Here is a 22,659-nt window from a genome sequence, read left to right as displayed (position 1 = left end):
GGGTGGGACGGCGCGGTGACGCGGGCCCGAAGAGCCGCAGACCGGGTTCCGATTGGGCTTTCGGGCCATCAGCGGCAACACTGCTCCTGTGACGTCCCGTACTCCGCGCGACTCCCGGCTCCGACTCGTCCCCCGACAACCGATTGCGGCCGCCCGCCGGGCGGTGAGCACCCGGGCCACCCGCCCGGCGCCCAGGCCCCCCGAGGGCACCCCGCCGCCCGCGGAACTGGCCCGTCAGGCGCGCGTCGTACTGGCCGGCGCGGCCCGGCTCGCACGCTGGGCCGACCGCGCGGGCAGCCTCCGCGCCGGCCCCGACGGATCGCTCCCGGAGGCCGCGGTCGTCGCCGCCGCCGACGCCCTGGGCCTGCCCGCCCGACACGTCCGCGCCGACTGGGATCGGGCCCGGCTCGCCGGACTGGTCGAACTCCACGACGGCCTCGCCCGCCCCGGCTGGCGACTGCGCGCCTGGGACCGCGACGACACCGCCGCGCTGCGCGGCTGGGTCGCGCTCTTCGACGCCTGGTCGCTGGCGCTGCCCACCCCGGCCGAGGCGGGCCCCGCCGCCGTGGCCGAGGTCGTCGAAGCCGTCCCGCAGTTGCTGTCCCTGCTGCACCTGTCCGCCGGGCCGGTACGGCTGCCGGTGCTGCTCGACATGCTCGGCCAGCGCGTCGCCGAACTGCGCACCGAACGCTGCGAGGTCCCCTACGAGGCGGACCCGGCCGCGGACGGCACCGACGCCGGGGGAACGGTGAGCGACGCCGCGGGGGCGCCGCTCACCGACCTCCTGCGCTGGGCGCTGGACGCGCTGCTCGCGGTCGGCGCGCTGATGCCGCCGGACGGCGCCCCCGACAACGCCGACCAGGGCGCCGACGAGGGCCGCCACTACGGCCAGGAGGCGCAGCTGACACCGCTCGGCAACTGGTCGGTGTGGGTCAAGCTGGAGCAGATCTGCGTCGCCGCGCAGAGCCCGGCCGGCAACATCGAGCAGTCCGCGGAGGCGATGCTGCGCGGCTGCGCCCGGCTGACCCCGGGCCCGGCCCGCGCCGAATACCGCGCCTGGCTGGCCGCCCGCTCCGTCGGTGCGGCCGTCGAGGAACTCCTGGCCGCCGCCCGCGGTGAGGATGCGCTGCTGCGCGGGCTGGCCTTCGAGGCGCTGCGCGCGGTCGGCGCCCCCGCCGAACCCGCCGTGCGCGCCGTCGCCGAGGAACCGGTACTGCGGCCCTACGCCCTGCTGTGGCTCTTCGAGCACGAGGGCGGCGACCCGGAGACCGCGCCCGACGTCCTCACCCGCGAGGAGTCGACCTGGCTGTGGGTGGACACCGCGGCGGCCGTCGCCGACCACGGCGAGACCCAACTGCTGGTCCGGCACCTGGACTCGGCCGTCCAGGGCTCGGTGCCGCGGCTGCTGAAGGAGGTCCGTGCGGTCGGCCACCCGCGCACCGTCCAGGTGTTGGTGGCGCTGGCCGCCGCCCACCCCGACCCGGCGCTCGCCAAGGCCGTCCGCCGGGCGGCCTTCCAGGTGCACACCGGCGGCGCGTAACCGTCCGGGCACCCCGGCCGGGCACCGGCGGGTCATGGCCCCGTCCCGCCCGGCCGGTAGGTGCCGAAGCGCCGAACGGTGCTCCCGACGTCCCCCACCGCCTCGTCGAACCGGCCACCGCGGCCCTTCGCACCGAGCCTCAACCTCCCCTTCCCGTAGGCGAGTTCGGCGTGCGGTACCGCGCCGTCGGCACCGTCGCACCGCGCGGCGACGGTGCATCCGAACGCCTCCGCCGGCTGCCGGCGGGCGCCCGGGGCGGCCCCGTACAGCACCGTCGGGAACACCCCCGGCCGGCCCGCCATGTTGATCACCGTGCCCCTCGCGTCACCGGACGGCCGTCCGCCGCCCGGAGTCCTGTGTCCTGGCTCACAGTCTCGCAGTGGGGTCTGACATCGCCGGATAACGACTTGCACCGGCCCGTTAGACTGCCTCCATGGCAGTTCTCCTTTGGGTTCATTAGACGGCGTAGACCGCTCTCGGACCGTCCGTCCAACCCGCCGTCTTCCTGCCCTGGAGTTTTCCCGTGATCACCGCTTCCGGCCTTGAGCTGCGCGCCGGCGCCCGCGTCCTCATCGAATCCGCTTCCTTCCGCATCGCCAGGGGCGACCGCATCGGCCTGGTCGGCCGCAACGGCGCCGGCAAGACCACCCTCACCAAGGTCCTGGCCGGCCAGGGCATGCCGGCCAGCGGCTCGGTCACCCGCTCCGGCGAGGTCGGCTACCTCCCGCAGGACCCGCGCACCGGCGACCTGGACATACTGGCCCGCGACCGCATCCTCTCCGCCCGCGGCCTGGACACCGTCCTGCGCAAGATGCGGGAGAACGAGGACCGGATGGCGAACGGCCAGGGCGCCACCCGCGAGAAGGCCATGAAGAAGTACGAGCGGCTGGAGACCGAGTTCCTCACCAAGGGCGGGTACGCCGCCGAGGCCGAGGCCGCGACCATCGCCGCCAGCCTCGGCCTGCCCGACCGCATCCTCGGCCAGCCCCTGCACACCCTCTCCGGCGGTCAGCGGCGCCGCGTCGAGCTGGCCCGGATCCTCTTCTCGGACTCCGACATCCTGCTGCTCGACGAGCCCACCAACCACCTCGACGCCGACTCCATCGCGTGGCTGCGCGATTACCTCAAGACCTACCGCGGCGGCTTCATCGTCATCTCGCACGACGTCGACCTGGTCGAGACCGTCGTGAACAAGGTGTTCTACCTGGACGCGAACCGCTCGCAGATCGACGTCTACAACATGGGCTGGAAGCTCTACCAGCAGCAGCGCGAGGCCGACGAGAAGCGCCGCAAGCGCGAGCGCGCCAACGCCGAGAAGAAGGCCGCGGCGCTCAACTCCCAGGCCGACAAGATGCGGGCCAAGGCCACCAAGACCGTCGCCGCCCAGAACATGGCCAAGCGCGCCGACAAGCTGCTCGCCGGCCTGGAGGCGGTGCGCGCCTCCGACAAGGTCGCCAAGCTGCGCTTCCCGGACCCGGCGCCGTGCGGCAAGACCCCGCTGACCGCCGAGGGCCTGTCCAAGTCGTACGGCTCCCTGGAGATCTTCACCGACGTCGACCTGGCCATCGACAAGGGCTCCCGGGTCGTCATCCTGGGCCTCAACGGCGCCGGCAAGACCACCCTGCTGCGGATGCTGGCGGGCGTGGAGACGCCCGACACCGGCGAGGTCCGCCCCGGCCACGGCCTCAAGCTCGGCTACTACGCCCAGGAGCACGAGACCCTGGACCCGGACCGCACGGTCCTGGAGAACATGCGCTCCGCCGCGCCCGACATGGACCTCGTCGAGGTCCGCAAGGTGCTGGGCTCCTTCCTGTTCTCCGGCGACGACGTCGACAAGCCCGCCGGCGTGCTCTCCGGTGGTGAGAAGACCCGCCTCGCCCTGGCGACCCTGGTCGTCTCCTCCGCCAACGTCCTCCTCCTCGACGAGCCCACCAACAACCTCGACCCGGCCAGCCGCGAGGAGATCCTCGGCGCGCTGCGCACCTTCAGCGGCGCGGTCGTCCTGGTGACGCACGACGAGGGCGCGGTGGACGCGCTGGCACCGGAGCGGATCATCCTGCTGCCGGACGGTGTCGAGGACCTGTGGGGCCAGGACTACGCGGACCTGGTCGCACTGGCCTGATCACCGCCGTACCGGTGCCGCCGGATGGATCACGCCTGCTGGATCATTCGGCCCATGGGTGATCCGTCATCTGAGTGAGAACGGCTCGTACACCGGCGAGCCTGCGGCGACCGGCCGGGCCTTTTGGGCCCGGCCGTTGCCATTTCTGCGGCACACCACCTGACCTGGCACTTCCTGCATACCGGGGTGCGCGCGGGGGCCGCGAGGCGCACGGAAGAGGGAATTCCGAGCGCACCGGGCGCCGGCGGGACGGCAAAGGATGTCCCACAGACCTTGCGGAATGGGTGGCCAGGAAGCCGGGGAGGGGTGATCATGAGAGTCCAGAGCGCACTTCCCACGAGGAGGCACGGGTGGCCGAGACTCTGAAGAAGGGCAGCCGGGTGACCGGCGCCGCGCGCGAGAAGCTCGCGGCAGACCTGAAGAAGAAGTACGACTCCGGAGCGAGTATCCGGGCGCTGGCCGACGAAACCGGCCGCTCCTATGGATTCGTGCACCGGATGCTCACGGAATCCGGCGTGGTCCTGCGCGGCCGCGGCGGAGCCACGCGAGGCAAGAAGGCCGCCGCAGTCTGAGTACCGCGGCTCCGGGTGCAGGCGGTGCCCCCCGGCCGTCCGATGGTTCGGCCGGGAGGTTACCGTTCAGTCACTTACGCACGCAGGTGCGGTGGCTGACTCGGAGGCGCCCTCATGACTCTGCTCGACAAGCACGGTGTGCGGCTCACCGTGGACGACGCGATCGCCACGGTGACCCTCGCCAACGCGGCCAAGCGCAATGCCCAGAGCCCTGCCATGTGGCGGGTGCTGGTCGAGGCGGGTTCGCTGCTGCCGGGAAACGTCCGGATCGTGGTGCTGCGCGGTGAGGGCAAGTCCTTCTCCGCGGGGCTGGACCGGCAGGCGTTCACGCCCGAAGGGTTCGACGGCGAGCCGTCGTTCCTCGACTTGGCGCGCGGTACGGACGACGCGCTGGACGCCACGATCGCCGAGTACCAGGACGCGTTCACCTGGTGGCGGCGGAACGACCTGGTCTCCATCGCCGCCGTCCAGGGCCATGCCATCGGTGCGGGCTTCCAACTGGCCCTCGCCTGCGACTTGCGGGTCGTCGCCGAGGACGCGCAGTTCGCCATGCGCGAGACCAGCCTGGGCCTGGTCCCGGACCTGACCGGCACCCATCCCCTCGTCGGCCTGGTCGGCTACGCCCGGGCGCTGGAGATCTGCGCCACCGGACGCTTCGTGCACGCCGATGAGGCCGGGCGGATCGGCCTCGCCAACCTCGTCGTGCCCGGTGACGAACTCGACGCCGCGGTGGCCGACCTGGCCGCCGCGCTCACCGCCGCGCCCCGGGACGCCGTCATCGAGACCAAGGCCCTGCTGGCCGGCGCCGCGGGGCGCACCTACGAGGAGCAGCGCCGGGCCGAGCGCGCCGCCCAGGCGCGGCGGCTGCGGGACCTGGCCGGGGTCGGCGACTGACCGCCCACCCCGCGCGCACCGGTCGTCAGGCGCCGGCCACCGCCGTGACCAGCACCGCGGCCGTCGTCGGCGCCGGCGGCTGACCGGTGACCGCCCGGCGGACGGCGCGGGCCACGTCCAACGGGCGATGGCCGGCGGCGGTCGCCAACTGGATCAGTACGTGGTCCCCGTCGCCGCTGCGGGCCACCGGGCGGGAGCGACCCGCCAGTGCCGGGGCGAGCCCGGCCACCCCGGGGACGGCGAGCACCCGGGCGGCGAGGTCTTCCGGGTCCTCGGCGTCGCCCGGGCCCGTACTGGCCCGGTGACCGCCCTCGGTCGCGTCCGGCGCCGCTGCCGTCGGCTCCGCCGCCTCGTCCAACAGGTCGCTGACCCGGAGGTCCACCGCGCTCACCCGTAGGCCCAGGCCCTCCTCCGCCGCGGTCAGCAGGGCCGTCCGGAGCTGTTCGGTGAGCGCCGGCAGGGGGCGGCCGGGTGGTGCGGCGAAGTCCGCCGCGATGCGCAGTGGGCCCGGCGGCAGGGCGCTGGGCGGTGCCGGCACGGTCGGTGCCGGGGCGTCGTCGGGGGCGGCGAGGGAGAGGCGCAAGGTGCCCAGCCGGATGCCGGGTGGGGCGCCGGGGGCCCGTAGGAGCGCTGTGCGGGCGGCGCGTTCGGTGATCCACGCGCCGTCCGTCGGGCCGCCGAGCGGCAGGACCCGGCCGAGGCCGAGCTGTTCCCGCACGGCGCGTGCCACGTCGTTCGCGGTCACCGCGTCACCCCTTTCCCGAACCACCTCCCAGCCTGCCGCAGCCCGCCCGCCCCGGCTGCCCACGGCACTCCGCTGCCGCGTCCCCGGAGCGCACCCGCCCGCCCGCCCCTACTGTGGGGAACAGGGCGAATGGCGTGAATAGCGCGAACGGCGTTAATGGCGTGAAAGGCGCAAGTCGTTCGGTGTGCGCCAGGTCCGTCACCACGGCAGGCCCGTGATCCGCCAAGCGGCGGGTCCGTGATGCGGCGCAGAAGGGACGCATGGCGATGACCGAGAGCCAGCAGGGCGCGGACACCACGAAACCGCCGGTGAAACGGGGCGGGGGCGACCCCAGAACCCGCGGCCGGACCACCATCGCCGACGGCGTCGTGGAGAAGATCGCCGGGCTCGCCGCCCGCGATGTGGTGGGCGTCCACACGATGGGCAGCGGCTTCGCCCGCACGCTGGGCGCGGTGCGCGACCGGGTGCCCGGCGGCGGACGGTCGGCCACCGCGACGCGTGGAGTGAAGGCCGAGGTCGGTGAGGTGCAGACCGCGCTGGACCTGGAGATCGTCGTCGACTACGGGGTCGCCATCGCGGAGGTGGCCCAGGCCGTCCGGGAGAACGTGATCTCCGCCGTGGAGCGGATGACCGGCCTGGAGGTCGTCGAGGTCAACATCGCGGTGAGCGACGTGAAGCTGCCCGACGAGGAAGACGAGGAAGGCGGGGTCGAGGGAGCGGAGCCGCGGCTCCAGTGACCGGGCCCGGCCGGAGCGGTAGCGAAGGAGCGCACGATGAGCATGGCCGTGATCGGTCTCGTGGCGGGGATGGCGCTGGGCTTCGCCGGGTACTTCGGCGGGTTCGGGGCCTTCGTCCTGGTGGCGGCGCTGGGCGCCGTCGGGTTCGTGGCCGGCAGGTTCCTGGAGGGCGACCTGGAGGCCGGGGAGTTCTTCCGCACCCGGACCGGCGACCGCGACGACCGGCGGCGGTGAACCCGGATGGCGACGGTCTCCCCGTCGGCCGCTGCCGCCGACGTACCGGCCGGTGAGCGCGGCGCGACCAGGGTCGCCGACCGGGTGGTCGCCAAGATCGCCGCGCGGGCGGCCCGGGAGGCGCTGCGCGAGGCGTCCCCCTGCGGTCCCACCGACGCCCACGCCACGGTGACGGTGACCCGCCGCGATGTCCACCCGCCGTTCGGCGAGGCCCGACTGCGGATCGCCGTGGAGCTGCCCTACCCCGTCCCCATCGGCGCGCGGTGCAGCCTGGTGCGGCGTCAGGTGGCGGACCACGTGCGGACGTTGGCGGGTATGACGGTGGCCGAGGTGGCGGTGCAGGTCGAGCGGCTGAACTCGCCGCTGTTGGTCGACCGGGAGCGGTTGCGATGACGGGGCCCGGGAGCGCAGGGGAAGCGGAGGCCCGCGAAGGCGCCGACGGGCGGTCCGGTGAACGGCCTGGTGAACGGCCCGGTGCCGCGGGCGGGTTGCCGGCGGCGGCACCGGACGCCACGGTCCCCGGACCGGTCGACGGCGGGCCGGCCGGGCGTTTCTGGTCGGCCCGCCGGGTGCCGGCGGCGCTGGTCGCACTGGCACTGCTGGGCGCCACGGGCCTGCTGCTCTACGACGTGGCCGCGGTGCGGGCCGGCCGCACCGCCATGGCCTGGCGCCGGCGGCTGGCGCGCGAACTCGCCGTCCGACACCTCGACGACCCCTGGGTCATGGGCGCCGCGGCGGCCGCGATGGCCCTCGGGGTCTGGCTGCTCGTGCTGGCCGCCACCCCGGGCCTGCGGGCGGTGCTGCCGATGCGGCGCACCGCCCCCGACATCCGGGCCGGGCTGGACCGGCCGGCCGCCGCGCTGGTGCTGCGCGACCGGGCGATGGAGGTCTCCGGTGTGCAGTCGGTACACCTGACCGTCGGCCGACGCCGGGCGCGGGCGCGGGCCGTGGTGCACTTCCGGGAACTGGACGAGGTCCGCGGCGACCTCGGCACGGTGCTCGACGACGGGCTGCGGCAACTGGACCTGACGCACCGGCTGCGGCTGAGCGTCGACGTCCAACGCCCCAAGGGGAGGTGAGCGGGCGATGCGCACCGCCCGCGCGACCGTCAACCGGGTGCTGCTCGGACTGGTCGGCCTGCTGCTGCTCGGCACCGGCGGGCTGGTCCTGCTGGGCGGCCTGGACCTGCCCGCCCGATGGCACCTCGACCTGCCCGCCGGCTGGCCCTGGGCCGGCCCGGACGACGTCCTGCTCCCCGCGGAGCAGCGCACCCGGTTCACGGACTGCGGCTGGTGGTGGCCGGTGGTCATCGCCGGGCTGGCCGTGCTGCTGCTGTTGTTGCTGTGGTGGCTGCTCGCCCAGCTCCGGCGGCGCCGGCTCGGCACGGTGCTGGTCGACAGCGGCGACGGGGCGGGCGCGACGGTGCGCGGGCGGGCGTTGGAGGCCGTTCTGGCGGCCGAGACGGTGGCGGTGGACGGCGTCGACCGGGCGGCCGTCGCACTGACCGGCCGCCGCACCGCCCCCCGGGTGCGTGCCTTCCTGGTCCTCGCCCCGCACGCCGACCCCGGGACCGTGGTGCGGCGGCTGTCCGACGGGGCGGTGGCGCACGCCCGTACCTCGGCGGGTCTGGACCACCTACCGACGGAGGTCCGCCTGCGGGCGCTGCGCCACCGGGCGGAACGGGTCAGCTAGGGCTTGTCCGGTGGAGCAGGGGCGGGGGCGGGACCTGGGTCTCGGAGTCCAGGTCCTGTCGCCACACGTCCGTCGCCACCCGTCCGTTGTCACCCGTCTGTCGTCACTCGTCCGTCATCCGCCCGGAGGGCCGGCCGGGCCCCCGGCGGCTGCTCTCCGGGCCCCGGAAGTCGCCCCCGGTCCTCAGAAGCCCCGCCGGGCCCCGCCGTCCACCGGGACCATCACGCCCGTCAGGTAGGACGCGGCGGGGGACAGGAGGAAGGCGGCGGTGCGGCCGAATTCCGCGGGGTCGCCGTAGCGGCGCAGCGGGATGGTGGCGGAGTTGCGGGCGCGGGAGCCCTCGGGGTCGCCGGAGAGCGCGTCGAGCTGGGTCATCCGGTCGGTGGCGATCCGGCCGGGGAGGACGCCGACGACGCGGATGCCGCGCGGCCCCAACTCGTCGGCGAGGGACTTGGCGAAGCCGGCGAGGCCCGGACGGAGGCCGTTCGAGATGGTGAGCCCGGCGATCGGCTCGTACACGGAGCCGGAGAGGACGAAGCCGATGGCGCCGCCCTCGCGCAGTTCGGCGGCGGCGGTGCGGGCGAACCGCACCGCGCCCAGGAAGACCGTCTCGAAGGCCGTCTGCCACTGGTCGTCGGTGTTGTCGGCGGCGGTGCCGGGCGCCGGGCCGCCCACGCTGATGAGGACGCCATCGAAGCGGCCGAAGCGCTCCCGGGCGGCCGCCACCAGGCGGGCCGGGGCCTGTGGGTCGGAGTTGTCGGCGGCGACGCCCAGAGCCCGCTCGCCCAGAGCGGCGGCCGCCTTGGTCGCGGCCTCCTCCGAGCGTCCGGTGATCACCACATTGGCGCCGTCGGCGACCAGTTCGCGGGCGGTGGCGAAGCCCAGGCCCCGGGTGGCGCCGGTGACGAGGTACGTCCGGTCGGTGAGTCCAAGATCCATGGCCCTAGTCTGCCCCCCGGCCGCGGTGCAGTGCGAAGGCGGTCCCCACCAGGCCGATGTGGCTGAACGCCTGCGGGAAGTTCCCCAACTGGCGCCCGGCGACCGGGTCGTACTCCTCGGAGAGCAGTCCCACGTCGTTCCGCAGCGCCAACAGCCGCTCGAACAGCTTGCGGGACTCCGCCCGGCGCCCGGTCAGCAGCAGCGCGTCCGCCAGCCAGAACGAGCAGACCAGGAACGCGCCCTCGCCGCCCGGCAGCCCGTCCACCGTCCGCCCCTCGGTGCTGTAACGGCGTACCAGACCGATGGGGGCACCTCCTATGCCTTGAGGGCCGTGGGGGAGCGACAGCTCGCGGCGCACGGTGTCGACGGTAGAGACCACCCGCGGGTCGTTCCCCGGGAGGAAGCCGACCCGCGGGATGAGCAGCGTCGCGGCGTCCAGTTCCGTCGAGTCGTAGGACTGGGTGAAGGTGCCCCGCTCGGCGTCGTAGCCGCGTGCGCAGACTTCCCGGTGCACCTCGTCGCGCATCGCCCGCCAACGGTCCACGTCCCCGCCGAGCTTCGGGTACTGCTCCAGCAGCCGCACCGCGCGGTCGGCCGCGACCCAGGCCATGACCTTGGAGTGCACGAAGTGCCGGCGCGGGCCGCGGATCTCCCAGATGCCCTCGTCGGGGTCGCGCCAGGTCGACTCCAGGTAGTCCACCAGCGCCCGTTGGATGCCCCAGGCGTGCGCTTCGGCCGGCAGCCCCGCGATGCGTGCGACGTGGAACGAGTCGATCACCTCGCCGTAGACGTCGAGCTGGTGCTGTGCGACGGCGGCGTTGCCGATCCGCACCGGCACCGATCCCTCGTACCCGGACAGCCAGGGCACCTCGGCCTCCGGGAGCCGCCGTTCCCCGGCCAGCCCGTACATGATCTGGAGGTCGTCGGGGACGCCGGCCACCGCGCGCAGCAGCCAGTCCCGCCAGGCCCCGGCCTCGTCCAGATACCCGGCGGAGATCAGGGAGTTCAGGGTCAGGCTGGCGTCGCGCAGCCAGCAGTAGCGGTAGTCCCAGTTGCGGACGCCGCCCGGCTCCTCGGGCAGTGAAGTGGTGGGGGCCGCCACGATCCCGCCGGTGGGCGCGTAGGTGAGGGCCTTGAGGGTGATCAGGGAGCGGATCACCGCGGCGCGGTACGGGCCGTCGTAGCGGCACCGGGCGGACCAGGCGTGCCAGTCGTCGGTGGTGTCCGCCAGCGCCTGGAACGGGTCGATCTGGACGGGCCGGGGCTCGTGCGAGGGGTGCCAGCTGAGCACGAACGCGGTGCGTTCGCCGGCCGCGACGGTGAAGTCCGAGCGGGTGCTGAAGTCCTTGCCGTAGGTGGTGCCCTGGGACGGGGTGCGCAGCCATACGGAGTCCGGGCCGGCGACCGCCACCCGGCAGCCCTCGGTGGCGCGCACCCAGGGCACCACCCGCCCGTAGTCGAACCGCAGCCGCAGCACGCTGCGCATCTCGACGCGGCCGCGCAGCCCCGTGACGACCCGGACGACGTCGGGCATGCGGTCGCGCTGCGGCATGAAGTCGGTGACCCGGACGCTGCCCTCGGGGGTCTCCCAGACGGTGTCGAGGATCAGCGAGTCCCCGCGGTACGCGCGTTCGGCGCGGGCCGCACCGGACCGCGGGGCCAGGGTCCAGTGGCCGTTGTCCCGGCTGCCGATGAGGGCCGCGAAGCAGGCGGGGGAGTCGAAGCGGGGCAGGCACAGCCAGTCGATGGAGCCGTCCCGGCCGACGAGCGCGGCGGTCTGGAGATCGCCGATGAGTGCGTAGTCCTCGATGCGTGGGTGCACTCCGCGGCCATTCCCGCGCGGCGGCTGCGTTACTCGGGGGCGACGGCCGTCCGGGCTACGGGCTCCCCGTCCGCGGCCTCGATGCCGACGGGCTCGGCAGCTGAGGGCTCGGCATCGGAGGGTTCGGGAGTGTCGCCGCTCGCCCCGGCGTTGGCGGCCTCGGCCGCGGCGGTCAGTCGGTCGCGGCGCTCCCGGCGCACCAGGACGACCCAGCCGACCGGCACCGCCGCCGCGAACAGCCACCACTGGATCGCGTACGCCATGTGCGGGCCGATGGAGTCGTGGTCCGGTTCGGGCACCTGCTCGGGGGTGTCGCTCTTGGGCCCGGTCTGCTCGAGGTAACCGCCGAGCGTCGGGCGGCCCACCCGCTTCGCCTGCTGCTTGCTGTTGATCAGCATGACCTGGCGGGGCGGCAGGCCCTTGGTGTCCTTGATCCCGCTCTCCGCGGTGGTCTCGTCGGCCATGATCCGGCCGATGACCGTGACCGTCCCCTTGGGGGCGGCCGGGATGTGCGGGAACTTGGTGAGGTCGTCGCCGGCCGGGATCCAGCCGCGGTTGACCACGACGACGTCGCCGTTGCCGAGGACCAGCGGCGTCAGGACGTAGTAGCCGATGGACTGCTCGTCGGCGGCGGTGCGCTGGCGGACGACGACCTCGTGCGCGGTGTCGTAGCTTCCGGTGGCGGTGACCCGGCGCCACATGTCGCCGTGCGGCAGCGCCCGGCCGACCGCGGCCAGCTCGGTCACCGGGACGGGGGTGGCGGCCAGGTTGTGCGCGATCTGCGCGTTCTGCGCCACCTTGTGCTGATGGCGGTGGAACTGCCAGAACCCCAGCTTGATCATGACGGGGATCAGGACGAGGCCCACGAGGGTGAGGATCACCCACTGCCGGGTCAACAGGAAGCGGTACACGGCTGCGACGGTACCCCGCGTCCCTGGACGCCCGGCCCGGGGGTCCCCCAGAGGCGCGGGGAGGAGCCCCCGGGCACCGCCGTGGACCGCGGCCTAGACCCGCGTCAGACCCGGTCGACGATGCCCACCCGCCCCGCCGAGCGGGCGCAGTGCGCACCGCAGTACCACTGCCCCTCGGCCTCCACGCCCTGCCCGATGATCTGCACCCGGCAGTGCTCGCAGATCGGCGCCATCCGATGGATCGCGCAGGCGAAGCAGTCAAAAACGTGTACCGCGCCCTGCGCGTGCACCTCGAACGTCATGCCGTAGTCGTTTCCGCAAACCTCACAACGTGCCATGCGCCACAGAGTGCGGGTGGGGCCGCTACCGGGCGAGGCGCCGGCGGGTGTGTTGGCCGGGCTTCACCCGGACGCAGGTGTCCCCGGCGCCTGGCCCGCGGGCGCCACGTCGCGCAGCAGCTGCATGAACGCCGCCTCGTCGACGACGGCCGTGCCGAACGTGGCGGCCTTGACCGTCTTGGACGTCCGGCCGTCCGGGTCGTTGGTCACCAGCAGGCTGGTCAGCCGGGACACGCTCGTCGCCACGTGCAGCCCGGCCTCGATCGCCCGGTCCTCCAGCAGCTCGCGATCGACGGAGGTGTCCCCCGAGAAGGCGACCCGCATCCCCTGGACGAGCTGGCCGCCGGGCTCGTAGCGCCCCGGGTTGGGGTACGGGCAGGCGGGGCGCTTGCGGGCCGGCCGCCAGGACGCGGGGCGGTACGACGAGGCGCTGCTGTGCGCGCGGGGGGCGGGGGCGTCGGACCACTCCGTCAGCGGCTGGCAGGTCAGCAGCGGCAGCCGGACGTCCGCTTGCGCGGCCCGGCGCAGGCTGGGGCGGAACGCCTCGGCCAGCACCCGGGCGTCGTCCAGGGCGTGGTGGGCGCGTTCCTGTATGACGCCGAAGTGCGCGGCGAGGGATTCCAGCTTGTGGTTGGGCAGCGGCAGGCCCAGCTCCTTGGAGAGTGCGATGGTGCACAGCCGCTGGCGCACCGGGGCGACCGCCGCGGCACGGGCGTACTCCCGGGCCAGCATCGACCAGTCGAACATGGCGTTGTGCGCCACCAGCACCCGGTCCGCCAGTCGCGCCGACAGCTCCGGCACGATCTCCGGGAAGAGCGGCGCGTCCGCCAGCACCTCGCTCGTCAGACCGTGGATCCAGACCGGTCCGGGATCGCGCTGCGGGTTGACGAGGGTGTACCAGGAGTCCTGGAACTCGCCGTGGGCGTCGAGTTGGTACACGGCGGCCGAGATGATCCGGTCGTCGCGGGCCAGGCCGGTGGTCTCCACGTCGACCACGGCGTACCCCTGGGGATACCCGGCCGGCCAATCAGCCGGCGGCGTCTGCGGGCCCGGCTGCCGGCCGATCTTCGGCGCGATCGAGGGGGCGGCTGCGCTGCGGTCTTCGAGCATGGTCACTGAGGATACGGGCCGCCACTGACAGCCACCGCATCGCCGGGGGCGCATCCGGCCGGGACGCCGCGCGCAGCCGCGGCCGGGCGCCTGCCGGGCGGGCCCGCGCGGACGCCGGCCCGGACGCGGTACGGACCCGGCCCGGACGCCGTACGGACCCGGCCCGGACCTCCGCACGGCCACCCGCAACCGCTGCCGCCCGCCGTCCCCCACGTGCTCACGTCCTCACGTCCTCACGCCCGCCCCACGCCCTCAGGCGCGCTGTCGGTCCGGCCCGAGGAGTGAGGCCACCAGTGCCTCCAGGGACACCAGGAAGAGCCGTTCGGCGTCGGCCGGTGCGGCCAGCGCGCGGGCCAGCGCCGGATCCCGTCCGGCGGCGGGGGAGTCCCACAGCTCGCGCTCGCTGGGGTGCTGCGCGGGCGAGCGCGCGCGGTTGCGCTCCACCAGGACCGAGCCGACGACCAGGAACTGCACGGCGCGCACCGCCTCGGCGGCGAGTTCCCCGCGCAGCCCGGCCGCGTGCACCTCGTGGACCAGCGCCTGCTGCGCGGGCAGGAACATCCGCTCGGTCAGCCCGCGTTCGTGCACCATCGCGATCAGGTGCGGGCGTTCGCCCAGCGCGGTGCGCAGCGCGCGGGCCACCGACAGGACGCGCGCCCGGGGCGTGCCGCCGGTCGGCCGGATCTCGCCCATCTCCTGGAGAGTGCGGGCCACCAGCGCGTCCAGCAGGGACTCGCGGTTGCCGACGTGCCAGTAGATGGAGGTGACGGCGGTGCCGAGTTCGGTGGCGAGCCGGCGCATGGTCAGGGCCGCCGGGCCGTGCGCCCGGACCAGCCGGGCGGCCGCCGCCAGGACCTCCTCACCGGTTAGCGCAGTACGTGTCATAGCACCCCACTATCGCCCAACTCCGTTCGCTGCACGGCTCTTTACCCTTCATCGGAGGCGGTGTAACTGTGTTACAGACGCCTCGCACGACCCCCGCGCGTTACGGACGACGAAGGGTGGTACGCCATGGCACGCATACGCTACGGAGCCCGCACCGAGACGGAGATCGCCGCGACCCGGGCCGCCGGCGCCCGGCTCCCCGACATCTGGTCCACCGGCGTGGTGGCCCTGTGGGAGACCGACCCGGAGGCGGTCGCGGCCGTCCTGCCGCCCCCGCTCACCCCCACCGACCGCCCGCTGGTCCGGGCCACCGTCAGCGCCGTCGACCTGCCCGGCTATCCGCTGGGCGCCGGCTCGGTCGCGGTCGCGGCCGCCCACGACGGCACCGAGGGCTGGTACCCGCTGGTCATGCCGATGACCCACGAGCGGGCGCTGACCGGCGGCCGCGAGGTCTTCGGCGAACCCAAGAAGCTCGGCGAGGTCACCGTGGACCGCGACGGTCTGACCGTCCGCGCCGCCCTCACCCGGCACGGCATCGCCTTCGTGGAGGTGCGCGGCGCGGTCAGCGGCCCGCTGCCGCTGCCCGCACCGGACGTGCGGACCGACTTCTACTTCAAGTTCCTGCCCGCCGTGGACGGTTCGGGCTTCGACGGCGACCCGGTCCTGGTGCACTGCCGGCGCACCGAGAAGGTCCGCAAGCTGGAGCGGATCACCGGCGACGTGGTGCTGCGCGAGTCGATGTACGACCCGGTCGCCGACCTCCCGGTACACGCCCTCGTCGGGATCACCCTCGGCGAGAAGACCTCCGACCAGAGCGGCAAGGTCGTCGGGCGGGTCCGCGCCGAGGCCCTGCTGCCCTACATCCACCAGCGCTACGACGACCCGCGGCAGGTCCTCGACGCCCCGCCGGAAGGGAGCGTGTGATGGAGCTGCGGGCCGGGCAGGTCGCAGTGGTCACCGGTGCGGCGAGCGGTATCGGCCGGGCGATGGCCCGCCGCTTCGCCGCCGAGGGCCTGAAGGTCGTCCTCGCCGACGTCGAGGAGGCCCCGCTGCGGGCCGCCGCCGACGAACTGGTCGCGGACGGCGCCGAACTGCTGGCCCGCACCGTGGACGTCGGCGTACGGGCGGAGGTCGAGGCGCTGGCCGGCGCCGCCTACGAGACCTTCGGCGCCGTCCACGTGCTGTGCAACAACGCCGGGGTGGGCTCCGGCGCCGAGGGCCGGATGTGGGAGCACGACCCCAGCGACTGGCGGTGGGCGTTCGAGGTCAACGTCTGGGGCGTCTTCCACGGCGTCCAGTGCTTCCTGCCCCGGATGGTGGCCTCCGGGGAGCCCGGCCATGTCGTCAACACCGCGTCCACGGACGGCGGGATCGCCCCGCTGCCCACCGCCTCCGTCTACGCCGTCACCAAGGCCGCCGTGGTGACGCTGACCGAGTCGCTGTACGCACACCTGACGGCCGAGGGCGCGCCCATCGGGGCGTCGGTGCTCTTCCCCGGCCCGCACATGCTCCGTACCGGCCTGTGGGAGTCGCACCGCAACCGGCCCGCCCGGCACGCCAAGTCCCGCCCCCGCCGGACGCCTTACCGCCGCCTCGCGGAGTGGGAGGCGGCCATGGCGGAGGGCGGGCAGGAGGTGGCGTTCACGCCCGTCGAGGACGTCGCCGCGCAGGTCGTCGACGGCATCCGGGCCGGCCGCTTCTGGATGCTGCCGCCCAGTGAGCACACCGACGCACAGATCCGGGCGCGGGCGCGGTCCCAACTCGACCGCACCGCACCCACGTACCTGGAGCACTTCATCCTCGACGACGAGTGAGGGACCGCCATGAGCGACCCGTACCAGGACACCACCGCAGCGCACCCCGCGCCGCCGCACCCCGCACCGCACGACGGCCCGCCGCCGGACCCCGGCCCCCAGGACCCGTACCTGATCATCTCCTCCGACTGCCACGCCGGACTGCCCACCGAGGAGTACCGCCCCTATCTGGAGCGCCGCTTCCACCGCGCCTTCGACGACTTCCTGGCCGGCCGGGGCGCCCGCCGCGCGGCCATGACCCGGCTCGGCGTCCGCAACGAGACCTTCGCCGCCCAGTGGTTCGAGGACCACGAGGAAGGGCTGCGCGGCGGCTGGGACCCGGCGCAGCGGGCGAAGGAACTCGACGGCGACGGGGTGGCCGCCGAGGTCGTCTTCCCGGACGCGGACGCCGTGGACAGCTCGACCGCCGCGCCCTTCGGCGTTGGCCTCGGCCTGACCGGTGACCAGGACCCGGAGTTGGGCATGGCCGGCGCCCGGGCCCACAACCGCTGGCTCGCGGAGTTCTGCGCCACCGACCCCGAACGCCACTGCGGCGTCGCCCTGTTACCCGTCACCGCCGACCCCGACACCGTCGTCGCCGAGATCCACCGGGCCCGCGCCGACGGCCTGGGCGCCCTGATGATCCCCGCCATGTGGGGAACCAACGCCCCCTACCACGACCGGTGTTACGACCCGGTGTGGTCCGCCGCGGCCGAGGCCGGGATGCCGGTCGTCACCCACTCCGGCGCCGCACCGCGCGAGGAGTACGGCGACCACCTCGGCATCTTCGTCAGCGAGGTGACTTGGTGGCCGGCCCGCCCGCTGTGGTTCCTGCTCTGGTCCGGGGTCTTCGAACGCCACCCCGACCTGCGGTTCGGCGTCGCCGAGTCCGGCTGCTGGTGGCTGCCGAACCTCCTGTGGTTCATGGACCGCCTCTACCTCGGCGCGCACGGCGGCAAGAAGCTCTCCCCGTTCGCCGGACTGCGGCGCTCGCCGCACGAGTACCTCGACCGCAACGTCTTCGTCTGCGCCACCAACACCAAACGCCGCGAACTGGCCCAGCGCTACGAGATCGGCGTCGACAACATCCTCTGGGGCAGCGACTTCCCGCACCCGGAGGGCACCTGGCCGCGCACCCGGGAGTGGCTGACGAACACCTTCCACGACATACCGGTCGCCGAGACCCGCCGCATCCTCGGCACGTCCGCCGCCGAGGTCTTCGGCTTCGACCCGGCCCGGCTCGCCCCGCACGCCCGCCGCATCGGCCCCACCCCGGCGGAACTGGGCCAGCCCGCCGACCAGATGGCGGTCGAGGCGTCCTGGCGCCGCGCCCGCGAGACCGGCCGCCACTGGCTGACCGGCCACGACTTCCCGTACGTAGGAGTGACCCGTGCCTGAGCCCACCGCCGTGCCGGGCGCGACCACCGACGCGCCCCGCTACACCGTCATCTCCGCCGACTGCCACGCCGGCGCCGACCTCCTCGACTACCGGCCCTACCTCCCCTCCCGGTACCACGAGGAGTTCGACGCCTGGGCCGCCACCTACGTCAACCCGCACGAGGACCTGCTCGCCGACACCGCCGACCGCAACTGGAACTCCGACCGGCGGCTGGCCGAACAGGAAGCCGACGGCATCGTCGCCGAGGTCGTCTTCCCCAACACCATCCCGCCGTTCTTCCCCAGCGCGTCGCTGATGGCACCGGCACCCACCGGCACCGATTTCGAGCTGCGCTGGGCCGGCCTGCGCGCCCACAACCGGTGGCTCGCGGACTTCTGCGCCGAGGCCCCCGGGCGCCGCGCGGGCGTCGCCCAGATCCTCCTCAACGACGTCGACGAGGCGGTCCGCGAGGTCCGCCGGGCCAAGGACGCCGGGCTCACCGGCGGCCTCATGCTCCCCGGCACCCCACCCGGCTCCGGCCTCCCGGAGCTCCACTCCCCGTTCTACGACCCGCTCTGGGCGGTCTGTGCCGACCTCGGCGTCCCGGTCAACCACCACGGCGGCTCGGCCTCCCCACCGCTCGGCGACGAACCCGCCGCCCGGGCCGTCTTCATGGTGGAGACCACCTGGTTCTCCCACCGCGCCCTGTGGCACCTCATCTTCGGCGGCGTCTTCACCCGCCACCCGGAGCTGACCCTCGTCCTCACCGAACAGGGCTCCGGCTGGATCCCCGGCGTCCTGGACATGCTGGACTACTACCACGGCCGCCTGGTCGCCTCCACGGCCCGCGCCAGCACCGCGGAATCCCGCTTCGGCGCCGGTCTGGCGGCCTCCCTGGACCGCACCCCCACCGAGATCTGGCACGCCAACTGCTACGTCGGCGCCAGCTTCATGCGCCCCCACGAGGTCCCGCTGCGCGACCGGATCGGCCTCGACAAGATCATGTGGGGCAGCGACTACCCCCACGACGAGGGCACCCACCCCTACTCCCGGCACGCCCTGCGCGCCGCCTACGCCGGCCTCTCGCCGGCCGAGATCGCCGCCATGACCGGCGGCAACGCCGCCCGCGTCTACGGCTTCGACCTCACCGCCCTGGCCCCCGTGGCCGCCCGGGTCGGCCCCACCACCACCGAGATCTCCGAACCCCTCACCACACCACCCCCCGACGCCACCAGTCCGGCCTTCGCGACAGGAGCTTCGGTGCGGGTGTGGTGAGCACTCCACCGCCGGTGGAGGTCCTCGGTCCGGGCGCCGGCGCCCACCGCCGCCCGGACCCGGGGCTACCGTCGGTACGCCCGCACCCCGAAGCTGACGCCACGTCTTACATACTTCTGAGTAACAACCTCTAGCGGGACGCCCGTCGGCGCATTTATGGTGCGGGGCATGCCGCACCTGCCCGATGTCGTGTTGTGGTCCGTACCCGCCTTCGTCCTGCTCACCGTCGTGGAGATGGTGAGCTACCGCCTGCACCCCGACGACGACGCCGAGGGGTACGAGGCGAAGGACGCGGCCACCAGCGTCACCATGGGGCTGGGCAGCCTGGTCTTCGACGCGCTGTGGAAGATACCGATCGTGGCGATCTACGCCGCGATCTACGAGCTGACCCCGCTGCGCATCCCCATCCTGTGGTGGACGCTGCCCCTGATGCTGCTCGCCCAGGACTTCTTCTACTACTGGTCGCACCGCGGCCACCACGTCATCCGGGTCCTGTGGGCCTGCCACGTGGTCCACCACTCCAGCAAGAACTTCAACTTCACCACCGCACTGCGGCAGCCCTGGACGACCTGGACGGTCTGGCCGTTCTACGTGCCGATGATCGCGCTGGGCGTGCACCCGGCCGCGATCGCCTTCACCTCCGGTGCCAACCTCGTCTACCAGTTCTGGGTCCACACCGAGCGGATCGGCACACTGCCCCGCCCCGTCGAGTTCGTGTTCAACACCCCCTCGCACCACCGCGTCCACCACGCCTCCCAGGGCGGCTACCTGGACCGCAACTTCGGCGGGATCCTGATCGTCTGGGACCGGATGTTCGGCTCGTTCGTCCCCGAGACCGAGCGGCCCGTCTACGGCCTCACCAAGAACGTCAACTCCTTCAACCCGCTGCGGGTCGCCACCCACGAGTACGCCGCCATCGCCCGCGACATCCGGGCCGCGGACGGCTGGGGCGAGCGCGCCGGACGGGTGTTCCGCGGACCGGGCTGGCAGCCGGCCCGGGTCCGTGCCGCGGCCGATGCCGCAGCCGCAGCCGACGACGCCGCAGCCGCCGCCGCAGCCGACGCCGCCGCGGTGGAGAAGACCGGGGCACCGGCCGGCAGCCGCTCGGCCACGGACCGGACCGGGGCCGCCGGGCCCGCCGCGGGGGAGTCCGCCGCGTGAGACCGCTCGCGCCGCGGCCCCGCGCCGCACGGGCCCTGCTCCTGGTCTTCGCCGTCCTGGCCGTCGGCCACCTCGCCGCCCTCGTGGCGCACGCCGCCGCCGCGCCCGGCAGCGGCCCCGCGTCCCTGGCGGAGACCGCCGTCCACCTCACCAAACCGGTCCTGATGCCGCTGCTCGCCGCACACGTCCTGCTCCGCGGCGGGCCGCCGCTCCTGGTCGTGGCGCTGCTGTTCGGCTGCGGCGGCGACACCTTCCTCCAGGTCGGCGGCGGCACCGCGTTCCTCGTCGGCATGGGGTCGTTCGCCGCCGGACACGTCTGCTACCTGGTGCTGTTCGCCCGGCACGGCCGACGGGGGCGCGGTCTCAGCCGCTCCAGCGGGGCCGGTGCTCGCACCGGAGAGCGCCGCTCGCGCACCGTGGGCGCCGCCGGGCTGTACGCGGCCGCCCTGGTCGCCACCGTGCTCCTGCTGTGGCCCGACCTCCCCGCCGATCTGCGGATCCCGGTCGCCGGATACAGCCTGCTGCTCACCGTGATGGCGTTCGGCGCGCTCTGGACGGCCCCCTGGGCCGCGGTCGGCGGGCTGCTCTTCCTGCTCTCCGACTCCCTGATCGCCGGCGGCATCGCCCAGTGGCCGCAGCTCCCCGCCCCACAGTTCTGGATCATGCTCACCTATGCGTCGGCCCAATGGGCCCTCGCCATCGGGGTGTTGGCGGCCGCGACCGGCCCGGACGACCCGGCGTCCCCGTCGTCCGCGGTGCCCCGCCCGGCGGTCGCGTACCGTGCCCCTTGAGTCTCCCCCCGTGGGAGACCCGAAGGTGGGGGCATGTACGAGGACGGCACGGGACTGCTGTCGATCGGCGCGCTGTCGCGCCTGACCGGCGTCTCCGTCAAGACGATCAGGAACTGGTCGGACCAGGACCTGTTGCCGCCCGCCGCCCGCACCCCCGCGGGCTACCGCCGCTACGGACCGGACGCCCCGGCCCGCCTGGAGATCGTGCGCAGCCTGCGCGACCTGGGCGTCGGTACCGCCGCGATCCGCGCCGTCCTGCACCGCGAGCGCACCCTCGCCGACACGGCGGAGCGCTCGGCGGACGCCCTGGACGCACAGATCGCCGCGCTGCGCTCGCAGCGCGCGGTCCTCCGGGCGGTGGCCGCGCGGGGCAGCGCAGCAGAGGAGCTGCCGCAGATGACCCGACTCGCCCGCCTGTCGGCCGAGGAACGCCGCCGGATCGTCGCCGACTTCATCGACGACGCCCTGGACGGCGTGCCCGCCCCCGCCTACCGCAGCGGCCTACTGGCGGCCACTCCCGACCTCCCCGACGACCCCACCCCCGAACAACTCCACGCCTGGATCGAGCTGGCCGCCCTGGTCCGCGACCCCGAACTCCGCGCCGCCCTGCGCCGCCTGGCCGCCTACAGCGCCCGGACGACTCCCCCTACCGACCACCCCGGCCATCCCAGCCACCCCGACCACGCGGGTCACGCCGCGACACTCGCCCTCGGCGCCACCGCGCCCGCGTCCGACACCGCGTCCGCCACCATGTCCGACACCGCGTCCGCCACTGCGTCCGACCCCGTAGCCGACGCCCGGCGCGTCGCCACCCTGATGCACACCCGCGCCGAGGCCGCCGTCGCCGACGGCATCGCACCCGACTCACCGGCCGCCGCCCCGCTCGTCGCCGAACTGGTGGCCGCCTGGCTCCCCACCCAGTCGGGTACCCCCGACCCGCCCACCGAGGACGGCCCGGCCGCCCGGACCCGCCTGTTGGAACAGCTGGAGAGGGCCGCCGAACCCCTCGTCGAGCACTACTGGCGGCTGCTGTGCACCGCCACCGGCCGCCCCGCACCGCCCCGTTGGGACACCGCCGGCACCTGGACCGCCGCCGCCCTGCGCGCCCACCGCACCCCCCTCCAGGTGGACCGCACCGCGTTCGGCGCCACCGACCCGGAGCGGGTGCTGTACGCCTACGAGCGGGTCGGCCAGGCCGTCGGCGCACTGGTCGCGGACCTGCGGCCGGCGGACCTCGCCCGGCCCACACCGTGCACCGGATGGACCGTACGGGAACTGCTCGACCACCTCGTGTGGGAGAGCCTGATGGTCACCTCGATCGCGAAGGGGGCACCGCGCACCGACCACGCCGCCGACCACTTGGGCCACGACCCCCGCACCGCCTTCGAGGACGCCACCCGCACCGCGCTCGCCACCTTCCGGAGCAGCGGCATGCTGACGCGCGCCTTCGGCCCCTACGAGGCGCCCGGCGCGTTGCTCGTCCAACAGGTGGTGGTCGAACTCCTCGCGCACGGCTGGGACTTGGCCCGTGCGCTCGGCGCCCCGACCGCCCTGGCCCCGGAGGTCGCCGAGGAGACCCTGGCGGCGGCGCACCGGATCTACGGGGCCGCGCCCCGCACCGAAGGCGGCTCGTTCGCCCCGGAGCGCCCCGCCCCACCCGGCGCCACGGCGACGGACCGGCTCGCCGCCTACCTGGGGCGCACGGTGTGACCCGCCGGGC

General features: G+C 74.3%; 24 protein-coding genes. 16 read left to right on the top strand and 8 right to left on the bottom strand.

What is annotated here, in order from left to right; genetic code table 11:
• The first annotated feature begins 88 nt into the window (after positions 1–88).
• Positions 89–1,540 (top strand): hypothetical protein, encoded by a 1,452-nt coding sequence (locus ACO0M4_RS37000; RefSeq protein ID WP_430375528.1) that lies wholly within the window; start codon positions 89–91, stop codon positions 1,538–1,540.
• A gap of 32 nt (positions 1,541–1,572) precedes the next feature.
• On the opposite strand, the gene ACO0M4_RS36995 is transcribed toward ACO0M4_RS37000, so the two are convergent.
• Positions 1,573–1,842, bottom strand: a complete 270-nt coding sequence (locus ACO0M4_RS36995; protein WP_430375527.1) for a hypothetical protein — start codon at positions 1,840–1,842, stop codon at positions 1,573–1,575.
• Positions 1,843–2,063: 221 nt separating this feature from the next.
• On the opposite strand from ACO0M4_RS36995, the gene ACO0M4_RS36990 reads away from it, so the two are divergent.
• The 3 genes from ACO0M4_RS36990 (at position 2,064) to ACO0M4_RS36980 (ending at position 5,128) form a co-directional block, all read left to right on the top strand.
• Positions 2,064–3,662, top strand: coding sequence for an ABC-F family ATP-binding cassette domain-containing protein (locus tag ACO0M4_RS36990; protein WP_430375526.1), 1,599 nt, complete (start codon positions 2,064–2,066; stop codon positions 3,660–3,662).
• A gap of 350 nt (positions 3,663–4,012) precedes the next feature.
• The gene (locus ACO0M4_RS36985) at positions 4,013–4,234 is read left to right on the top strand and encodes a helix-turn-helix domain-containing protein (RefSeq protein ID WP_430375525.1); all 222 of its coding nucleotides are present in this window, start codon (positions 4,013–4,015) and stop codon (positions 4,232–4,234) included.
• Positions 4,235–4,348: 114 nt separating this feature from the next.
• Entirely contained in the window at positions 4,349–5,128 is a 780-nt protein-coding gene (locus ACO0M4_RS36980; protein WP_430375524.1) for an enoyl-CoA hydratase/isomerase family protein, read from the top strand.
• Between the two features lie 25 nt (positions 5,129–5,153).
• Here the strand turns inward: ACO0M4_RS36980 and ACO0M4_RS36975 are convergent, their stop codons facing one another.
• Complete coding sequence (locus tag ACO0M4_RS36975; RefSeq protein WP_430375523.1) at positions 5,154–5,873, bottom strand: hypothetical protein; 720 nt, start codon at positions 5,871–5,873, stop codon at positions 5,154–5,156.
• Positions 5,874–6,139: 266 nt separating this feature from the next.
• Between ACO0M4_RS36975 and ACO0M4_RS36970 the strand changes: the two genes are divergently transcribed.
• The 5 genes from ACO0M4_RS36970 to amaP are packed head-to-tail and all read left to right on the top strand — an operon-like array spanning position 6,140 to position 8,536.
• Positions 6,140–6,610 carry an Asp23/Gls24 family envelope stress response protein gene (locus ACO0M4_RS36970; RefSeq protein WP_430376036.1) on the top strand — a complete coding sequence of 157 codons (471 nt, stop codon included), beginning with the start codon at positions 6,140–6,142 and terminating at the stop codon, positions 6,608–6,610.
• A 36-nt stretch (positions 6,611–6,646) separates the two neighbouring features.
• Positions 6,647–6,844, top strand: a complete 198-nt coding sequence (locus ACO0M4_RS36965; RefSeq protein ID WP_016573898.1) for a hypothetical protein — start codon at positions 6,647–6,649, stop codon at positions 6,842–6,844.
• A gap of 6 nt (positions 6,845–6,850) precedes the next feature.
• Positions 6,851–7,237, top strand: a complete 387-nt coding sequence (locus ACO0M4_RS36960; protein ID WP_430375522.1) for a hypothetical protein — start codon at positions 6,851–6,853, stop codon at positions 7,235–7,237.
• Positions 7,234–7,923 carry a DUF6286 domain-containing protein gene (locus ACO0M4_RS36955; RefSeq protein WP_430375521.1) on the top strand — a complete coding sequence of 230 codons (690 nt, stop codon included), beginning with the start codon at positions 7,234–7,236 and terminating at the stop codon, positions 7,921–7,923. The genes ACO0M4_RS36960 and ACO0M4_RS36955 overlap by 4 nt, the downstream gene beginning before the upstream one ends.
• 7 nt (positions 7,924–7,930) lie before the next feature.
• Positions 7,931–8,536 (top strand): alkaline shock response membrane anchor protein AmaP, encoded by a 606-nt coding sequence (amaP, locus tag ACO0M4_RS36950; RefSeq protein ID WP_430375520.1) that lies wholly within the window; start codon positions 7,931–7,933, stop codon positions 8,534–8,536.
• A 183-nt stretch (positions 8,537–8,719) separates the two neighbouring features.
• On the opposite strand, the gene ACO0M4_RS36945 is transcribed toward amaP, so the two are convergent.
• The 6 genes from ACO0M4_RS36945 to ACO0M4_RS36920 form a co-directional block, all read right to left on the bottom strand.
• A complete protein-coding gene (locus ACO0M4_RS36945) occupies positions 8,720–9,475 on the bottom strand; it encodes an SDR family oxidoreductase (RefSeq protein WP_430375519.1) in 756 nt (251 codons plus the stop codon).
• Positions 9,476–9,479: 4 nt separating this feature from the next.
• Complete coding sequence (locus ACO0M4_RS36940) at positions 9,480–11,297, bottom strand: glycoside hydrolase family 15 protein (RefSeq protein ID WP_430375518.1); 1,818 nt, start codon at positions 11,295–11,297, stop codon at positions 9,480–9,482.
• Positions 11,298–11,326: 29 nt separating this feature from the next.
• Positions 11,327–12,208 (bottom strand): SURF1 family cytochrome oxidase biogenesis protein, encoded by an 882-nt coding sequence (locus ACO0M4_RS36935; protein WP_430375517.1) that lies wholly within the window; start codon positions 12,206–12,208, stop codon positions 11,327–11,329.
• Between the two features lie 104 nt (positions 12,209–12,312).
• Positions 12,313–12,546 carry a hypothetical protein gene (locus ACO0M4_RS36930; protein ID WP_039637610.1) on the bottom strand — a complete coding sequence of 78 codons (234 nt, stop codon included), beginning with the start codon at positions 12,544–12,546 and terminating at the stop codon, positions 12,313–12,315.
• Between the two features lie 63 nt (positions 12,547–12,609).
• Positions 12,610–13,656, bottom strand: a complete 1,047-nt coding sequence (locus tag ACO0M4_RS36925) for a DEDDh family exonuclease (RefSeq protein ID WP_430375516.1) — start codon at positions 13,654–13,656, stop codon at positions 12,610–12,612.
• A 252-nt stretch (positions 13,657–13,908) separates the two neighbouring features.
• Positions 13,909–14,541, bottom strand: coding sequence for a TetR/AcrR family transcriptional regulator (locus ACO0M4_RS36920; protein WP_430375515.1), 633 nt, complete (start codon positions 14,539–14,541; stop codon positions 13,909–13,911).
• A gap of 126 nt (positions 14,542–14,667) precedes the next feature.
• Between ACO0M4_RS36920 and ACO0M4_RS36915 the strand changes: the two genes are divergently transcribed.
• From ACO0M4_RS36915 to ACO0M4_RS36885, 7 genes are all read left to right on the top strand, one after another.
• Complete coding sequence (locus tag ACO0M4_RS36915) at positions 14,668–15,465, top strand: acetoacetate decarboxylase family protein (RefSeq protein ID WP_430375514.1); 798 nt, start codon at positions 14,668–14,670, stop codon at positions 15,463–15,465.
• A complete protein-coding gene (locus ACO0M4_RS36910) occupies positions 15,465–16,355 on the top strand; it encodes an SDR family NAD(P)-dependent oxidoreductase (RefSeq protein WP_430375513.1) in 891 nt (296 codons plus the stop codon). Before ACO0M4_RS36915 ends, ACO0M4_RS36910 begins: the two co-directional genes overlap by 1 nt.
• A gap of 9 nt (positions 16,356–16,364) precedes the next feature.
• Positions 16,365–17,732, top strand: coding sequence for an amidohydrolase family protein (locus ACO0M4_RS36905; RefSeq protein ID WP_430375512.1), 1,368 nt, complete (start codon positions 16,365–16,367; stop codon positions 17,730–17,732).
• Positions 17,725–18,987 carry an amidohydrolase family protein gene (locus ACO0M4_RS36900; protein ID WP_430375511.1) on the top strand — a complete coding sequence of 421 codons (1,263 nt, stop codon included), beginning with the start codon at positions 17,725–17,727 and terminating at the stop codon, positions 18,985–18,987. Before ACO0M4_RS36905 ends, ACO0M4_RS36900 begins: the two co-directional genes overlap by 8 nt.
• A gap of 168 nt (positions 18,988–19,155) precedes the next feature.
• Positions 19,156–20,148: a sterol desaturase family protein gene (locus ACO0M4_RS36895; RefSeq protein ID WP_430375510.1), complete on the top strand. Its 993-nt coding sequence runs from the start codon at positions 19,156–19,158 to the stop codon at positions 20,146–20,148.
• Positions 20,145–20,939, top strand: a complete 795-nt coding sequence (locus ACO0M4_RS36890; RefSeq protein ID WP_430375509.1) for a lysoplasmalogenase — start codon at positions 20,145–20,147, stop codon at positions 20,937–20,939. Before ACO0M4_RS36895 ends, ACO0M4_RS36890 begins: the two co-directional genes overlap by 4 nt.
• Before the next feature lie 33 nt (positions 20,940–20,972).
• Positions 20,973–22,649 (top strand): TIGR03086 family metal-binding protein, encoded by a 1,677-nt coding sequence (locus tag ACO0M4_RS36885; protein WP_430375508.1) that lies wholly within the window; start codon positions 20,973–20,975, stop codon positions 22,647–22,649.
• The last annotated feature ends 10 nt before the right edge of the window (positions 22,650–22,659 follow it).

Source organism: Streptomyces sp. RGM 3693 (assembly GCF_050471125.1).
GTDB lineage: Bacteria > Actinomycetota > Actinomycetes > Streptomycetales > Streptomycetaceae > Streptomyces.
The sequence above is the reverse complement of the archived record's forward strand: the minus strand, read 5'-3'. Positions and strand labels throughout refer to the sequence as shown.

Excerpts from the sequence above, each read along its gene's own strand:
- ACO0M4_RS36960 (WP_430375522.1), top strand. The coding sequence starts at position 6,851 with ATGGCGACGGTCTCCCCGTCGGCCGCTGCCGCCGACGTACCGGCCGGT.
- ACO0M4_RS36970 (WP_430376036.1), top strand. The coding sequence starts at position 6,140 with ATGACCGAGAGCCAGCAGGGCGCGGACACCACGAAACCGCCGGTGAAA.
- ACO0M4_RS36920 (WP_430375515.1), bottom strand. The coding sequence starts at position 14,541 with ATGACACGTACTGCGCTAACCGGTGAGGAGGTCCTGGCGGCGGCCGCC.
- ACO0M4_RS36980 (WP_430375524.1), top strand. The coding sequence starts at position 4,349 with ATGACTCTGCTCGACAAGCACGGTGTGCGGCTCACCGTGGACGACGCG.
- ACO0M4_RS36915 (WP_430375514.1), top strand. The coding sequence starts at position 14,668 with ATGGCACGCATACGCTACGGAGCCCGCACCGAGACGGAGATCGCCGCG.
- ACO0M4_RS36895 (WP_430375510.1), top strand. The coding sequence starts at position 19,156 with ATGCCGCACCTGCCCGATGTCGTGTTGTGGTCCGTACCCGCCTTCGTC.
- ACO0M4_RS36925 (WP_430375516.1), bottom strand. The coding sequence starts at position 13,656 with ATGCTCGAAGACCGCAGCGCAGCCGCCCCCTCGATCGCGCCGAAGATC.
- amaP (WP_430375520.1), top strand. The coding sequence starts at position 7,931 with ATGCGCACCGCCCGCGCGACCGTCAACCGGGTGCTGCTCGGACTGGTC.
- ACO0M4_RS36965 (WP_016573898.1), top strand. The coding sequence starts at position 6,647 with ATGAGCATGGCCGTGATCGGTCTCGTGGCGGGGATGGCGCTGGGCTTC.
- ACO0M4_RS36930 (WP_039637610.1), bottom strand. The coding sequence starts at position 12,546 with ATGGCACGTTGTGAGGTTTGCGGAAACGACTACGGCATGACGTTCGAG.
- ACO0M4_RS36995 (WP_430375527.1), bottom strand. The coding sequence starts at position 1,842 with ATGGCGGGCCGGCCGGGGGTGTTCCCGACGGTGCTGTACGGGGCCGCC.
- ACO0M4_RS36945 (WP_430375519.1), bottom strand. The coding sequence starts at position 9,475 with ATGGATCTTGGACTCACCGACCGGACGTACCTCGTCACCGGCGCCACC.
- ACO0M4_RS36910 (WP_430375513.1), top strand. The coding sequence starts at position 15,465 with ATGGAGCTGCGGGCCGGGCAGGTCGCAGTGGTCACCGGTGCGGCGAGC.
- ACO0M4_RS36955 (WP_430375521.1), top strand. The coding sequence starts at position 7,234 with ATGACGGGGCCCGGGAGCGCAGGGGAAGCGGAGGCCCGCGAAGGCGCC.
- ACO0M4_RS36885 (WP_430375508.1), top strand. The coding sequence starts at position 20,973 with ATGTACGAGGACGGCACGGGACTGCTGTCGATCGGCGCGCTGTCGCGC.
- ACO0M4_RS36905 (WP_430375512.1), top strand. The coding sequence starts at position 16,365 with ATGAGCGACCCGTACCAGGACACCACCGCAGCGCACCCCGCGCCGCCG.